The following is a 14,653-nucleotide window of genomic DNA, read 5'->3' as shown; positions in this document are numbered from 1 at the left end:
GGTTACATTCCGAACCCGGAAGCTAAGCCTCACAGCGCCGATGGTACTGCAGGGGGGACCCTGTGGGAGAGTAGGACGCCGCCGAACAATCTTTGTGGGAAAGCCCCCTGACGGGATGTCAGGGGGCTTTCTTGTTGTAGGGTCGGTCCCGCACAGTTGTCGGTGGTGAAAACAGGAGGCTCCGCACAGTGGAGGTCCAGGAGACGCGCGTTCAGACCGACCGGGTCCTCACGATCCCGAACCTGCTGAGCATGGCTCGGCTGGTGGGCGTGCCGATCTTCCTGTGGTTGGTGCTGTGGCCGGTCTTCGGGGGGCCGAAGAACGACGGGTGGGCGATTGTCGTTCTGATGTTGAGCGGGGTCAGTGACTACCTGGACGGGAAGCTGGCCCGGCGGTGGGGGCAGATCAGCCGGCTGGGGCAGTTGCTGGACCCGGCCGCGGACCGGTTGTACATCGTGTCGACGCTGGTGGGTCTGACCTGGCGGGAGATTCTGCCCTGGTGGCTGACGGCGCTGCTGGTGGCGCGGGAGGCGTTCGTCGGGGTGGTGCTGTTGCGGCTCAACCGGGCGGGTTACGGGCCGTTGAACGTGAGTTTCCTCGGGAAGGCGGCTACGTTCAATCTGATGTACGCGTTTCCGCTTCTGCTGCTGGGGGTGGGCACAGGGTGGGTGCACCAGGTTGCGGGAGTGGTGAGTTGGGCGTTCATCTGGTGGGGGACGACGCTGTACTGGTGGGCCGGTGCGCTGTATGCGGTGCAGGCCCGGCAGATCCTCCAGGCGGAGCACGCTGCTGCCGTTTGAGATCAGCCTGAGACGTTTTACACGCCCTCCGCGGTGAGTCGGACGTTTGCTTCCGGGTAGGGATGCGTCGGACCGGTTTGATGGACCCGCAGGGGTTCACCACCGCGAAGGAGGACGCACCCGTAATGAAAGCCGTTGTGATGGCGGGCGGAGAGGGCACCCGACTCCGCCCCATGACTTCCAGCATGCCCAAGCCGCTGCTGCCGGTGGCCAATCGGCCGATCATGGAGCACGTGCTGCGGCTGCTGAGGCGACACGGCCTCAATGACACCGTGGTGACCGTGCAGTTCCTGGCCTCGTTGGTCAAGAACTACTTCGGTGACGGCGAAGAACTGGGCATGCACCTCACCTACGCCAACGAGGAAACCCCGCTGGGCACGGCCGGCAGCGTGAAGAACGCCGAGGACGCGCTGCGGGACGATTCCTTTCTGGTGATCTCCGGCGACGCACTGACGGACTTCGACCTCTCCGATCTGATTGCCTTTCACCGGGAGAAGGGCGCGCTGGTGACGGTGTGCCTGACCCGGGTGCCGAACCCACTGGAATTCGGTATCACCATCACGGACGAGGAGGGGAAGGTCGAGCGCTTCCTGGAGAAGCCGACCTGGGGGCAGGTGTTCTCGGACACCGTGAACACCGGTATCTACGTGATGGAGCCGGAGGTCTTCGACTACGTGGCGGCCGGCGAGTCGGTCGACTGGTCGAGCGACGTGTTCCCGCAGTTGCTCAAGGAGGGCAAGCCGGTCTTCGGCTACGTCGCCGAGGGCTACTGGGAGGACGTGGGCACGCACGAGAGCTACCTGAAGGCCCAGGCGGACGTCCTGGAGGGCAAGGTCCAGGTCGAGCTGGACGGGTTCGAGATCTCGCCGGGCGTGTGGGTGGCCGAGGGTGCGGAGGTGGACCCGGAGGCCGTGCTGCGGGGGCCGCTGTACATCGGCGACTACGCCAAGGTCGAGGCCGGCGTGGAGCTGCGCGAGCACACCGTGCTGGGGTCGAACGTGGTCGTCAAGCGCGGGGCGTTCCTGCACAAGGCCGTGGTGCACGACAACGTGTACGTGGGGCCGCAGAGCAACCTGCGCGGCTGCGTGGTCGGGAAGAACACCGACGTGATGCGGGCCGCCCGGATCGACGAGGGGGCGGTGATCGGTGACGAGTGCCTGATCGGCGAGGAGTCGATCGTCGCGGGCAACGTCAAGGTCTACCCGTTCAAGACGATCGAGGCCGGCGCGTTCGTCAACACCTCGGTGATCTGGGAGTCCCGGGGCCAGGAGCACCTGTTCGGGGTGCGCGGCGTGTCGGGCATCCTGAACGTGGAGATCACGCCCGAGCTGGCCGTGCGGCTGGCGGGGGCGTACGCGACCACGTTGAAGAAGGGCGCGACGGTCACCATCGCGCGTGACCACTCGCGTGGTGCGCGGGCGTTGAAGCGGGCGATGATCTCGGCGCTGCAGACCAGCGCGATCGACGTCCGGGACCTGGAGAACGTGCCGATGCCGGTGGCCCGGCAGGCGACGGCGCGGGGGAGCGCGGGCGGGATCTTCCTGCGCACCACGCCGGGGGTGCCGGACTCGCTGGACATCCTGTTCTTCGACGAGCGCGGGGCTGACCTGTCGCAGGCCGGGCAGCGGAAGCTGGACCGGGTGTACGCGCGGCAGGAGTTCCGGCGGGCGTTCCCGGGCGAGATCGGCGACCTGCTGCACCCGGCGAGCGTGTTCGACTCGTACGCGACGAACCTGTTGCGGTCGGTGGACACCTCGGGGGTGCGGGAGGCCGGGCTGAAGGTCGTGGTGGACGCGGCGCACGGCAGTGCCGGGCTGGTGCTGCCGAGCATCCTGGGGCGGCTCGGGGTGGAGGCGCTGACGGTGGCCGGCGGTCTGGACGAGTCCAAGCCGACCGAGGGCGCCGAGGAGCGGAAGGCGGCGCTGGCCAGGCTGGGCGGGCTGGTGGCCTCCTCGCAGGCCGCGTTCGGCGTGCGGTTCGACCCGGTGGGTGAGCGGGTGTCCTTCGTCGACGAGCTCGGTCGGGTGATCCAGGACGACCGGGCGCTGCTGGTGCTGCTGGACCTGGTGGCGGCCGAGCGCCGTTCCGGGCAGGTGGCGCTGCCGGTGACGACGACCCGGATCGCCGAGCAGGTGGCGGCGTACCACGGCACCCAGGTGATCTGGACGACGACCTCGCCGGACGACCTGGCGAAGGCCGCGGCGGCGGACGGCACGATCTTCGGCGGCGACGGGCGCGGCGGCTTCGTGGTGCCCGAGTTCTCCGGGGTGCTGGACGGGGCGGCGGCGTTCGTGCGGCTGGTCGGCCTGGTGGCGCGGACGCAGCTGACGCTGAGCCAGATCGACGCGCGCATCCCGCAGGCGCACATCCAGAAGCGGGACATCGCGACGCCGTGGGCCGCCAAGGGCATGGTGATGCGCTCGGTGGTGGAGGCGGCCGGGAACCGGAAGCTGGACACCACGGACGGCGTGCGGGTGGTCGAGCCGGACGGCCGGTGGACGCTGGTCCTGCCGGACCCGGCGGAGGCCGTCACCCACCTGTGGGCGGAGGGCCCGGACGACGAGGCGACCGAGCGGCTGCTCGACGAGTGGGCCGCGGTCGTGGACGGCGCCGGGAGGTAGTGCGGAGAAATCCCGGTGGGGGCGGGCCCGCGGGTCCGCCCCCACCGGTGTTTGTCACGATCCTGTGCCGAAACCCTCCTGCGGGGCCCGGGGCTGGTCGTGGGGCACCTCGTGGTCGTGAAACGATGTGGCGCATGCCAGCAACGCCGACGCCGAGTGACCCGGAGGGGCGCTTCCGCCGCCCGGACGCCTCGATGTCCCTGCTGACCACGGTCATGGAGCACTCGCTCGACGACGGGTACGCGGCGGCGGCCCGGGCGCGCGGGGCGGAGGGCAGCTCCCGGATGCCGTCGACGGCCAGGGGGCGGCTGGTGCTGGCCCTGGGGCTGGCGCTGGCCGCGGTCGTGGTGACGGTCGGGGCGGTGAACACGCACGCCGCGGCGCCCGTCCTGGCCCAGGAGCGGGACGCCCTGGTGACCCGGGTGAACGACGCCAACAAGGCGGCGGACGAGTTGCAGCGGCAGGTCGAGGCGGACCGCGACAGGGTCGAGAAGGCCCAGGAGGCGGCGCTGCAGACCGGCGACGACAGCGCGGCGGCGCAGCTGGCGGCGCGCACCGGGACCGGGGAGATCACCGGGCCGGGCGTCAAGCTGGTGATCGACGACGCGTCCGGGAGCGGTTCGGGCGGCAACGTCAGCGATCCGCGGAACACCGGCGGCTACGGCAAGGACGGCCGGGTCAAGGACCACGACCTGCAGTACGCGGTGAACGGGCTGTGGCTGGCCGGCGCGGAGGCGGTGTCCGTGAACGGGCAGCGGCTGACCGCGCTGTCGGCGATCCGGGCGGCCGGCGACGCGATCCTGGTGGACAACCGGCCGCTGGTGCCGCCGTACACGGTGCTGGCGATCGGGGACGGGCCGCGGCTGGCGCAGGCCTTCCAGGACAACGAGGGCGGCCGCTACCTGAAGATCATCCAGGACAGCTACGGCATCCGGTCGACGGTGTCGGCGCAGAAGTCGCTGACGCTGCCGGCCGCGCTGGGCGTGACGCTCCGGGTGGCCGGGCCGGAGGCGTCCCCGTCCCCGGAGTCCTCGGCCGAGCCGTCGTCCTCCCCCTCGTCGTCCCCGTCCGTTTCACCGTCGCCGTCCGGTGCGCCCTCGGGGTCGCCGGGTGCGGCGCCGTCGAAGTCCGCGCGGTCGACCGCGACGAAGTCCACTTCCACTGGAACAGGAGCTGCTACACCGTGATTGCCGTACTGGGTCTGGTGATCGGCGTGATCGTCGGCGTGTTCGTGCAGCCGGAGGTGCCGAACGCGGTGGTGCCGTACCTGCCGATCGCGGTGGTGGCGGCGCTGGACGCGGTGTTCGGCGGCGTGCGGGCGATGCTGGACGGGATCTTCGACGACAAGGTCTTCGTGGTGTCGTTCCTGTCGAACGTCGTGGTGGCGGCGCTGATCGTCTTCCTGGGCGACCAGCTGGGCGTGGGGTCGCAGCTGTCCACCGGCGTGGTGGTGGTGCTGGGCATCCGGATCTTCTCGAACGCGGCGGCGATCCGCCGGCACGTGTTCAGGGCGTAGGGAGCGGCTGTGAGCGAGGAGCGGGAGCCGCGGGAGCGGGACGCGGGACGGCCGGAGCCGGAGGTGCCGGTGGTGCCGGAGACGGGGGACACGCCCGGCGCGCGGTCCGCGGCGGCGGCGCGGGAGGCGTCCGGGGAGCCGCCGGTGGTGGCGTCCGCGGGGTCGGAGCCGGTGGAGCCGCCCGCGGACGGGCGGACCCGGCTGAGGGCGGCGGTGTGGCCGCCGCGGGTGTCGCGGGGGCAGCTGGTGGTGGCGCTGCTGCTGTTCGCGCTGGGGCTGGCGCTGGCGATCCAGGTGCGGTCGACCAACGACCACAGCGAGCTGCGCGGGGCCCGGCAGGAGGACCTGGTGCGCATCCTGGACGAGCTGGACGGGAAGCAGCAGCGCCTGCAGTCGGAGCGGACGCAGCTGGAGCAGTCCCTGGCGCAGTTGGAGAACTCGTCCAACCAGGCCAAGGAGGCCCAGGAGCAGACCCGCAAGAAGGCGGCCGAACTGGGCGTGCTGGCGGGGACGGAGAAGGCGACCGGCCCGGGGATCGTGCTGACGATCGATGATCCCCAAGGGCAGGTGAAGGCGGATATGCTGCTGGACACCCTGCAGGAACTCCGAGCGGCGGGGGCGGAGGCGATTCAGATCAACGACGTGCGCGTGGTGGCCGGTACGTACTTCACCGACAACTCGTCGGGCGGCGGCGTGCAGATCGACGGGAAGAGCGTCTCGCAGCCGTTCCGCTTCACCGTCGTGGGCAACCCGCAGGACCTGGCTCCGGCGCTCAACATTCCCGGTGGTGTGGTGCGCAGCCTGGAGAACCACCAGGCGCGGGCGACCATCGTCCAGCAGCAGAAGGTGCTGGTGGACGCGTTGGCCACCCCGAAGCCGTTGCAGTACGGCAAGCCGGCGGCGAAGTGACGGGGCGCGCTCCGTACGGTTCGTCAGCTGCGGGCAGCCCCCGGTGGTGGGTTTCCGCGGCGGGTCGGCGACACTGGGTCTTACCGTTCGTCAGTCCCCGGCCGGATGCCGGGCCCACCGCCACACCGAGCCTTGAACCCTGCCCCGCGGGCGGTTCTGTCACACGCAAGGGGATTCGCCCGTGAGTTTTCTCTCGAAGCTTTTCGGCCGCAACAAGAAGGCCGCCGAGGCGCCGACCGCGCGTTACCGGCAGGAGGACGCCGGGGTGCCCCCGATGCGTCCGGCGCCGGAGGGGCAGCGCCCGATGTACCGGGACGACGTGACCCAGGGTGCGGGCATCCCGACCGGGCAGTTCGACGGGGCCTACGGCGCGTCGGTTGATTCCCCGGGCGGGCCGCGCATAGGTTTCCCGGCAGGACCCTCAACCTCCGGTGGAGGGTTTGCCCCGGACCCCTATGCCGGGCACGTCCAGTCGGGTGTGCCGCGCCAGGAGGCTGTGAACATGGCTGGCACCAGCCCGTGCCCGCGGTGCGGGAACCGGAACCCGGCCCAGGCCCGGTTCTGCTCGAACTGCGGTACTCAGCTGCGTGGCGGCGGGTTCCCGGAGGGCGCGGCCGAGACCACCTCGACCATCTCGATCTCCGGCATCGAGTCGTACGACCCGACGGCGACCTCGACGGGTGCCACGCCGGCGCTGTCGGCCGAGGTGATGGCGGCGATCGACGCGCTGCCGCCGGGCTCGGCGCTGCTGATCGTGCAGCGCGGCCCGAACTCGGGCAGCCGGTTCCTGCTGGACTCGGACGTGACCACGGCGGGGCGGCACCCGCAGGGCGACATCTTCCTGGACGACGTGACGGTGTCGCGTCGGCACGTGGAGTTCCGTCGGCAGCCCGACGGCGGCTTCTCGGTCGCGGACGTGGGCAGCCTGAACGGCACCTACGTGAACCGGGAGCGGATCGACGAGGTGCTGCTCGGCAACGGCGACGAGGTGCAGATCGGGAAGTACCGGCTGGTGTTCTTCGCCAGCCACCACCGGGGGTACTGACCACTTCTCCGTTTGGAGCCCGAGTGACCCCACAGATTCCTACCCCGTCCCTCGGGTCCTCGCCCGTGCCGGCCTCGCGCCGCACGGGCGAGGCGCGCCGGCGGGGTGACGAGCTGCTGTCGATCGGCGCGGTGCTGGCCTTCCTGCGGGACGACTTCCCGGAGGTGACGATCTCCAAGATCCGCTTCCTGGAGGCGGAGGGCCTGGTCGAGCCGCAGCGCACCCCGTCCGGCTACCGGAAGTTCTCGGCGGCGGACGTGGAGCGGCTGGCGTACGTGCTGCGGATGCAGCGCGACCACTACCTGCCGCTGCGGGTGATCCGCGAGCACCTGGACGCGATCGAGCGCGGCGAGCAGCCGCCGGCGCTGCCGGGGGCGGAGTCCCGTCCGGGGCCGCTGGAGGAGGCGGACCGGGAGCTGGCGGCCGCGGCCGCCGGGCCGAGCGGGGTGCGGCTGGGCCGGGCCGAGCTGATCGCGGCGGCCGAGGCGCAGGAGCGCGAACTCGTCGAGTGGGAGTCGTACGGCCTGGTGCAGCCGGGCCCGGACGGCGGGTACGACGGGGAGGCGCTGCAGATCGCGCGGCTGGTGGCGGAGCTGGGCCGGTTCGGCCTGGAGCCGCGGCACCTGCGGGCGATGAAGGCGGCGGCGGAGCGCGAGGTGGCGCTGGTGGAGCAGGTGGTGGCGCCGCTGCGGCGGCACCGCAACCCGCAGACCCGCGCGCACGCGGAGGCGACGGCGCGGGAACTGGCCACCCTGTCGGTGCGGCTGCACGCGGCGATGGTGCAGGCGGGGCTGCGCTCCCGGGGCTGAACGGCCGGTGGCGCGGGGGCGGGCGGCGGTCCTGATCGCGGTGGCCGCTGCCTGCTGCGCTTTCCTATCGGGGGCGCGCGCCATAGGGTTGCTGGTGTGAATGAGCTCGACGTCGTGGGTGTCCGGGTGGAGATGCCCTCCAACCAGCCGATCGTGCTGCTCCGGGAGGTCGGCGGTGACCGCTACCTGCCGATCTGGATCGGGCCGGGGGAGGCCACCGCGATCGCCTTCGCCCAGCAGGGCATGACCCCGGTGCGGCCGCTGACGCACGACCTGTTCAAGGACGTGCTCGGCGCGCTGGGGCAGCAGCTGACCGAGGTGCGGATCAACGATCTGCGGGACGGGGTGTTCTACGCGGAGCTGGTGTTCGCCGGTGGTGTCGAGGTGAGCGCGCGCCCCTCGGACGCGATAGCGCTGGCGCTGCGCACCGGTACGCCGATCTACGGGAGCGAGGAGGTGCTGGCGGAGGCCGGCATTTCGATCCCGGACGAGCAGGAGGACGAGGTCGAGAAGTTCCGGGAGTTCCTGGACCAGGTCTCGCCGGAGGACTTCGGGGGCGGCCCGCAGTAGGCCCCGGGCCCCCCGTTCCGCTAGCCCGGTCGGCGGTGCGCCGCAACTCGGCTCGACCGGAAAACCATTCCGCTACCCGCGCATGGGGCACGAATAACCACTCGATGGGGTGAAGTTTCTGGAAGCCCCCGGCGTGGCGATCGTTGACGGTGCTTTGGCGACTGCCTACCGTCAGGTGATGGCCCGCCGGACGGGCCACCCGCAGCCCGGGGCCCGGCAGGGCTCCTGCGGGTCCCGTGGGGCCTTGGGCGGAATGGACGGAGGTTGGCGATGAGCGGCACCGGCGACGAGACGCGTTCCGGAGCGCTGTGCGCGGTGCACCTGCCGCGCGCCGGCCGGGCTCTGATCGGGCGGCCCTGGCGGCCCGAACCCGAGGCGGAGGAGCTGCCGCGGCTCGGCCGCTTCCCGGCCGTCCAGCCCGGGCAGCCCGCGATCGAGCGGCTCGCCCCGACCTCCGCGCTGGTCGGCTACCGCGGCCCGACGGCCTGCGCCGCGGCCGGCATCACCTACCGGCAGCTCGACTACTGGGCGCGCACCGGGCTGCTGGAGCCCTCGGTGCGCTCCGCGTACCCGGCGGGCGCGCAGCGGCTGTACAGCTTCCGGGACATTCTGCTGCTGAAAATCGTCAAGCGGCTGCTGGACGCCGGCGTGTCGCTGCAGAACATCCGGGTGGCCGTCACCCACCTGCAGTCCGCCGACCCGGCCGACCTGACCGGGCTGACCCTGATGTGCGACGGGGCGACGGTCTACGAGTGCACCTCGCCGCAGCAGGTGGTCGACCTGCTGAACGGCGGCCAGGGCGTGTTCGGCATCGCGGTCGGCGCGGTCCGGCAGGAGCTGGAGGCCACCCTGGGGCGGCTGCACGGCGAGCGCACCGACACCGGCGAGACGCTGCTCGGCGACGACCCGGGCGACGAGCTGGCGCAGCGCCGCAACCGCGCGGGCTGACGGCGCGGCGGCCGTCCGGCCGGGTCGGGGAACCGGTGGGCCGGTCCGGGCCGTCCTGGTCCGTGTGTCGACGATCTTGAGGTGTGCGGGGCGGCGGGCCCGGGCGGTGTGGCGCGCGGTGCGCCCGGTGGACCGGCGGCGGCAGCGCCGCTGGTTCCAGGCGGTGGTGCTCTGCTCCGCGCTGGGGCTGGCGCCGGACGCCTGGCTGCACCTCACCCAGTCCGGGCGGGTCGGCACGGTGGCCGACGCGCCCGAGGCGCCGGTCGCGGTGGTGTTCGGCGCGGGGCTGATGGACGGCGCGCCCTCCCCGTACCTGGCGCACCGGCTGGACGCGGCGCTGGAGCTGTACCGGGCGCACAAGGTGCGGGCGATCCTGGTGACCGGCGACAACGGCACCGTCCGGTACGACGAGACCGACGCGATGCGCGGCTACCTGATCGACCGCGGGGTGCCCGCGGTGCGGGTGGTCGGCGACTACGCGGGCTTCGACACCTGGGACTCGTGCAGCCGGGCGCACCGGATCTTCGGCGTCGACCGGGCGCTGCTGGTCAGTCAGACCTTCCACGTCCGGCGGGCGCTGGCGCTGTGCGCGGCGGCCGGGATCGACGCGTACGGGGTCGGGGTGGAGGAGTGGCACGACGTCACCTGGGAGTACGGCGAGGCGCGGGAGGTCGGCGGTGCGTTGAAGGCGGCGGTGAACGTGCTGCTGCGGCCGGACCCGACGCTGCTGGGGCCGCGCGAGGACGGGGTGGCGCGGGCGCTCGCGGACGCGGACGCGGCGGGGGCGGGCGGGACCGGCTGAGCCGGGGCCGCGCCGGGGGAGCGCCGGGGGATTGTCGGTGGGGCGCGGGATGATCGGGCGGTGCGGACCGTGCCGAGCATCATCCACCTCGACATGGACGCCTTCTTCGCCGCGGTGGAGCAGGCGTCCAAGCCGAGCCTGCGCGGCAAGCCGGTCGTCGTCGGCGGCCTCGGCGGGCGCGGCGTGGTCTCCACCGCCTCCTACGAGGCCCGGAAGTTCGGCGTGCACTCGGCGATGCCGATGGCGCAGGCCCGCCGGCTCTGCCCGAACGCGGCGTTCCTGACCGGCCGGTTCGAGGCGTACCGGGCCAACAGCGAGATCGTGATGGGCCTGCTGCGGGAGCGCTCCCCGCTGGTCGAGCCGCTCAGCCTGGACGAGGCGTTCGTCGACCTGGAGGCCGGGCCGTACGGGCCCGCGCTGGCCGCCGCGTCCACGCCCGCGGCGGGCGCCCAGCTGGTGCTGGCGCTGGCCGAGGACCTGCGGGCCGACATCCTGGAGCGCACCGGGCTGACCGCCTCGGTCGGCGCCGCGGCCTCCAAGCTGATGGCGAAGATCGCCTCCGAGCGGGCCAAGCCGGACGGGCTGGTGCTGGTCGAGCCCGGCACCGAGCGGGCGGTGCTGGCCCCGATGCCGGTGCGGGCGCTGCCCGGGATCGGCCCGGCCACCGAACAGGCGCTGCGCCGGGCCGGGTTGACCACGGTGGCGGACCTGGCGGAGGCCGGGTTCGGGGAGCTGGTCGGGCTGCTCGGCAAGGCGCACGGGGCGGGCGTGTTCCAGATGGCGATCGGCTGGGACGAGCGGCCGGTGGTGCCGGACCGGGACGCCAAGTCGGTGTCGGTGGAGGACACCTTCGAGGTCGACCTGGCCGACCGGGACCGCATCCTGCGCGAGATCGAGCAGCTCGCCGCGCGGTGCGTGCGCCGCCTGCGGGCGGCCGGGCGCTCCGGGCGGACGGTGGTGCTCAAGGTCCGCCGCTTCGACTTCTCGACGCTGACCCGCTCCGAGACGCTGCGCGGGCCGACGGACGACGAGGAGGTGATCGCGGCGACGGCGCGCCGGCTGGCCCTCCAGGTCGACGTCACCGGCGGGGTGCGGCTGCTGGGCGTGGGCGTCGCGCAGCTCGCGGACTACACCCAGGAGGACCTGTTCGCCCAACTGGAGCGGGAGGAGCGGGAGTCGGGGACGGCGGCGGTGGTCGAGGAGGCGGTGGCGGAGCCGGTGGCGGCCGATCCGGCGGCCCGGCGCTGGTGGCCCGGACAGGACGTGACGCACCGCGAGTTCGGCCCCGGCTGGGTGCAGGGCAGCGGGGTCGGCCGGGTGACGGTGCGCTTCGAGACGCCGTACTCGGGGGTGGGCCGGGTGCGGACGTTCGCGGTCGGGGACGAGGAGCTGGAGGCTTCGGGCGCGCTGCCGCTGCGGCCCCCGGCGGGGTGAAGGGCGTGCGGGGGGCGGAGGGAGCAGGAGCACCCCCCGCCGATGCCCGTGGCGGGGGGTGCTCCTGCTGCTCGCGTGTGTCCAGTACGCGAGGGGGACGCCGTCAGGCGTCGGTCTTGGTGAGGGCCGGGGCGGCCTGCTCGGCGGGGGCCGGGGCGGACTTGACGGCCCGGATGGCGAACGGGACGGCGGCGGCCACCAGGCACATCGCGCCGGCCACCCAGAAGGCGTTCCGGTAGGCGTTCTCGGTGGGGAGCTGGATCGGCACCGGGAGCTTGAGGATGTCGCCGGTGAGGATCGCGCTCATCACCGCGGTGCCGACCGCGCCGCCGACGGTGCGCAGCACGGCGTTCATGCCGTTGGCGATGCCGGACTGCTCGGCGGGGACGGCGCCGTTGATGTAGGCGGGCATCGCGGCGTAGGCGAGGCCGACGCCGAGGCCGAAGACCGCGGAGGAGAAGTAGATGTCGAACTCGGCGCCGTGGCGCAGCGCCAGGTAGGCCATCGAGACGGCGCCGAGGAAGCCGCCGAGCACCAGCGGGAGGCGGGGGCCGCGGCGGGCGATCAGCAGGGCGCCGAGCGGGGCGGCGACCATCGAGCCGATCGCGGAGGGCAGCAGCATGACGCCGGCGTGCAGGACGGTGGCGGTGAAGCCGTAGTGGGTGAGCTTCTCCGGGGTCTGCGCGAAGTTGCTGATCACCATGAACGAGCCGTACATGCCGAAGCCGATCAGCAGGCCGGAGATGTTGGTGAAGGCGACGGCGGGGCGGGCCATCATCGACAGGTCGACCAGCGGGTGGGTGACCTTTGACTCGACCAGGAGCCAGACCAGGGCGACCACGGCGGCGACGGCGAACAGGCCGAGGGTGCGGGTGGACGTCCAGCCCCAGTGGTTGCCCTGGCTGACGGCGACCAGCAGGGCGGAGAGCCAGCCGGCCAGGGTGAGCGCGCCGAGCGGGTCGGCGCCGCCCTCCTTGTCGGTGACCGGGTCGGCGGGGACCCGCAGGACCACCAGCAGGACCGCGATCAGGCCGAAGACCAGGCCCATCCAGAAGATCGACTTGTAGCTCCAGTGCTCCAGCAGCAGGCCGGTGGCGACCAGGCCGAGGCCGGAGCCGACGCCCATCGAGGCGGAGATCGCGGCGACGCCGCCGGTCACCTTGTGCCGGGGCAGCTCGTCGCGGACGATGCTGATCGCCAGCGGCAGCACGCCGCCGCCCGCGCCCTGCAGCACCCGGGCGACCACCAGCCAGGTGAAGGAGTGGGTGGCCACCGCGAGGCCGGAGCCGAGCACCAGGCCGGCCAGCGAGACCAGCAGCATGGGCTTGCGTCCGCGCAGGTCGCCGAAGCGGCCCAGCAGCGGGGTGAGCACCGCCGCGGAGAGCAGGTTGGCGGTCATCAGCCAGGTGATGTTGGAGCCCGAGACGTTCAGCTCGCGGGCCAGGCCCGGCAGGATCGGGACGACCGCGGTCTGCACCACGCTGAAGGCCAGCATGGCCAGGATCAGGGCGGGCAGGACCCGGGCGCTGGTGGGCTTGGCGGCCGTGGGGGTGGGCTGTGGTGCCTCACTCACGGGGACTCCTCCGACAGGTTGCTTCAGAAAGGCGATAGTGCAGGGACTGAAGTAACGATGTCGGGAGATGCTTCACCCTGTCAAATATCGATCGGTGAAGCTTTGGCAAAGCGCCGGCCCCGACCCGCCGGAGCGGGCCGGGGCCGGACGGCCGACGGGCCGTCAGGAGCGCAGCGGCTCCGGGCGGGCGTGCTCCGCGCTGCCGTTCGCGGCCGACTGCGGCCGGGCCGCCGGCGACTGCGGCTGCGCGTTCCACGGTTGGCGCTGCCGCGGCCCCTCGCCGTCCCCCTCGCCGGTGGTCGCGTCGTGCACCTCCACCTGCTCGCGGCGCAGCTCCTCGCGGACCACCTCCTCCTCGGTGTACCGCTCCACCACCAGCCGCACCCGCTCGATCGGCGCCAGGTACTTGTGCACCACCGGGCGCTCCTCGCGCAGCGTGACCTCCTCGACCGCCTCGGCGATCTCCTGCTCGCTCAGCGCCGCCCGCTCCGCGTCCGACACCGGGATCCGCTCCACCCGCACCCGCTCGCGCACCACCGGCACCCGGCGCTCCACCTGCTCGGTGGTCACGTACTTGCGCAGCCGGGTGGTGCCCACCTCGTGCCACTCGGTGCTGATGTCGATCCGCTCCTCGCGGCAGGTGATCTCCACCGGCGCGGTCGGCTCTGCCGCGGCCGACCGGGCGGACGGCTGCTGCTGCTGCTGCGACCGCGGTTGCGGCTGGGCCTGCTGGTGCCTGCCCGCGGCGTGGGCGGCCGGGGCCGCGGCGGCGGCGCCGGGGGCGGGCGCCGGGGTGGGGGAGGAGGCGACGGTGCCGAAGTCGCGGTCCGCGGCGGGCGCCGCGGGCTCCTCGCGCGGGTGCTCCTTCGCGGTCGCCGCCGCCCCGGCGGTCCCGGCCGCCGCTGCCGTCCCGGTCGCCGCTGCCGTGCCGTCCACCGCCGCCCGGCCCGAACCGGCGTCGCCGCCCGTGTCCAGCCCGTAGTAGCGGTACAGCTGCAGCTCCTGGGCCGGCGAGAGGTGCTGGCCCACGCCGAAGTCCGGCGACTCCTTGATCAGCGACTTGTCGTACGGGACGCGCAGCTCGTCGCCCGCGAACTCGCTGGTGGTCAGCGGGACGAAGGCGTCCCGGCCGAAGATCCCCGTGCGGACGGCCGCCCACTCCGGTTCGCCGGTGGCGTCGTCCAGGTACACCTCGTCGACCGTGCCGATCTTGTCACCGTTCCGGTCGACCGCCTTGTGTCCGATCAGGTCGCGCGGATCGATATCGGTCTGCACGCTGTCCTCCAGTCCTGCTGCTCCTGGGAAGATCCGTCCGGAGGCGGCCGGAGGAGCGTGCCGGGCCGCCACTTCACACCAAACGGCACGTCACGGACGGCGGCACCCCGGACACCGCCGTCCGGGGCAGATCACAGGGCCGCACCGGTGATACGGGAGGCCCGCGCTGGTAACCTCGGAGGCGACCGCCGAGCCCGCTCGGGAGAGTCCCGGAACCGCCCGAACGGCGGGGTGCGGGGCGCCGAAGGAGCAACCCCTCCCCGGAATCTCTCAGGCATCCGTACCGAACGGGCCAGGTCACTCTGGAAAGCAGGGCAGGACGGTCGGCACCGGAGCCGGCCGACCCGGCCC

Annotated in this window: 13 protein-coding genes, 1 rRNA gene and 1 riboswitch; of the genes, 12 read left to right on the top strand and 2 right to left on the bottom strand. The window is 72.9% G+C overall.

Annotated elements, in window-relative coordinates; all coding sequences use genetic code 11:
- From rrf to ACIQVD_RS15780, 12 genes are all read left to right on the top strand, one after another.
- Positions 1-87 (top strand): 5S ribosomal RNA (rrf, locus tag ACIQVD_RS15835); the annotation flags it as partial.
- Between the two features lie 101 nt (positions 88-188).
- Complete coding sequence (locus ACIQVD_RS15830) at positions 189-800, top strand: CDP-alcohol phosphatidyltransferase family protein (protein ID WP_400689782.1); 612 nt, start codon at positions 189-191, stop codon at positions 798-800.
- A gap of 125 nt (positions 801-925) precedes the next feature.
- Entirely contained in the window at positions 926-3,421 is a 2,496-nt protein-coding gene (locus ACIQVD_RS15825; protein ID WP_400689779.1) for a sugar phosphate nucleotidyltransferase, read from the top strand.
- A gap of 134 nt (positions 3,422-3,555) precedes the next feature.
- A complete protein-coding gene (locus ACIQVD_RS15820) occupies positions 3,556-4,608 on the top strand; it encodes a DUF881 domain-containing protein (RefSeq protein WP_402289494.1) in 1,053 nt (350 codons plus the stop codon).
- Positions 4,605-4,937 (top strand): small basic family protein, encoded by a 333-nt coding sequence (locus ACIQVD_RS15815; protein ID WP_030463668.1) that lies wholly within the window; start codon positions 4,605-4,607, stop codon positions 4,935-4,937. Before ACIQVD_RS15820 ends, ACIQVD_RS15815 begins: the two co-directional genes overlap by 4 nt.
- Before the next feature lie 9 nt (positions 4,938-4,946).
- Entirely contained in the window at positions 4,947-5,846 is a 900-nt protein-coding gene (locus ACIQVD_RS15810) for a DUF881 domain-containing protein (RefSeq protein ID WP_402289491.1), read from the top strand.
- A gap of 502 nt (positions 5,847-6,348) precedes the next feature.
- A complete protein-coding gene (locus ACIQVD_RS15805; protein ID WP_318552205.1) occupies positions 6,349-6,891 on the top strand; it encodes an FHA domain-containing protein in 543 nt (180 codons plus the stop codon).
- A gap of 65 nt (positions 6,892-6,956) precedes the next feature.
- The gene (locus ACIQVD_RS15800; RefSeq protein ID WP_400689794.1) at positions 6,957-7,700 is read left to right on the top strand and encodes a MerR family transcriptional regulator; all 744 of its coding nucleotides are present in this window, start codon (positions 6,957-6,959) and stop codon (positions 7,698-7,700) included.
- 96 nt (positions 7,701-7,796) lie between these two features.
- Positions 7,797-8,270 carry a bifunctional nuclease family protein gene (locus ACIQVD_RS15795; RefSeq protein ID WP_030463664.1) on the top strand — a complete coding sequence of 158 codons (474 nt, stop codon included), beginning with the start codon at positions 7,797-7,799 and terminating at the stop codon, positions 8,268-8,270.
- A gap of 270 nt (positions 8,271-8,540) precedes the next feature.
- Positions 8,541-9,218 carry a MerR family transcriptional regulator gene (locus tag ACIQVD_RS15790; RefSeq protein ID WP_402289487.1) on the top strand — a complete coding sequence of 226 codons (678 nt, stop codon included), beginning with the start codon at positions 8,541-8,543 and terminating at the stop codon, positions 9,216-9,218.
- 64 nt (positions 9,219-9,282) lie between these two features.
- Complete coding sequence (locus ACIQVD_RS15785) at positions 9,283-10,020, top strand: vancomycin high temperature exclusion protein (RefSeq protein WP_402289485.1); 738 nt, start codon at positions 9,283-9,285, stop codon at positions 10,018-10,020.
- A gap of 60 nt (positions 10,021-10,080) precedes the next feature.
- A complete protein-coding gene (locus tag ACIQVD_RS15780) occupies positions 10,081-11,454 on the top strand; it encodes a DNA polymerase IV (RefSeq protein WP_400689764.1) in 1,374 nt (457 codons plus the stop codon).
- 103 nt (positions 11,455-11,557) lie between these two features.
- On the opposite strand, the gene ACIQVD_RS15775 is transcribed toward ACIQVD_RS15780, so the two are convergent.
- Positions 11,558-13,027, bottom strand: a complete 1,470-nt coding sequence (locus ACIQVD_RS15775) for an MFS transporter (RefSeq protein ID WP_402289481.1) — start codon at positions 13,025-13,027, stop codon at positions 11,558-11,560.
- Positions 13,028-13,189: 162 nt separating this feature from the next.
- Positions 13,190-14,302 carry a PRC and DUF2382 domain-containing protein gene (locus tag ACIQVD_RS15770; protein ID WP_402289478.1) on the bottom strand — a complete coding sequence of 371 codons (1,113 nt, stop codon included), beginning with the start codon at positions 14,300-14,302 and terminating at the stop codon, positions 13,190-13,192.
- A 189-nt stretch (positions 14,303-14,491) separates the two neighbouring features.
- Positions 14,492-14,598, top strand: a riboswitch (glycine riboswitch).
- The last annotated feature ends 55 nt before the right edge of the window (positions 14,599-14,653 follow it).

The organism is Kitasatospora sp. NPDC090308 (assembly GCF_044769485.1).
Classification (GTDB): Bacteria; Actinomycetota; Actinomycetes; order Streptomycetales; family Streptomycetaceae; genus Kitasatospora; species Kitasatospora fiedleri.
The sequence above is the reverse complement of the archived record's forward strand: the minus strand, read 5'-3'. Positions and strand labels throughout refer to the sequence as shown.

Bases quoted from the DNA above. Each gene is read 5' to 3' on its own strand.
- ACIQVD_RS15805 (WP_318552205.1), top strand. From the start codon at position 6,349: ATGGCTGGCACCAGCCCGTGCCCGCGGTGCGGGAACCGGAACCCGGCC.
- ACIQVD_RS15825 (WP_400689779.1), top strand. From the start codon at position 926: ATGAAAGCCGTTGTGATGGCGGGCGGAGAGGGCACCCGACTCCGCCCC.
- ACIQVD_RS15820 (WP_402289494.1), top strand. From the start codon at position 3,556: ATGCCAGCAACGCCGACGCCGAGTGACCCGGAGGGGCGCTTCCGCCGC.
- ACIQVD_RS15790 (WP_402289487.1), top strand. From the start codon at position 8,541: ATGAGCGGCACCGGCGACGAGACGCGTTCCGGAGCGCTGTGCGCGGTG.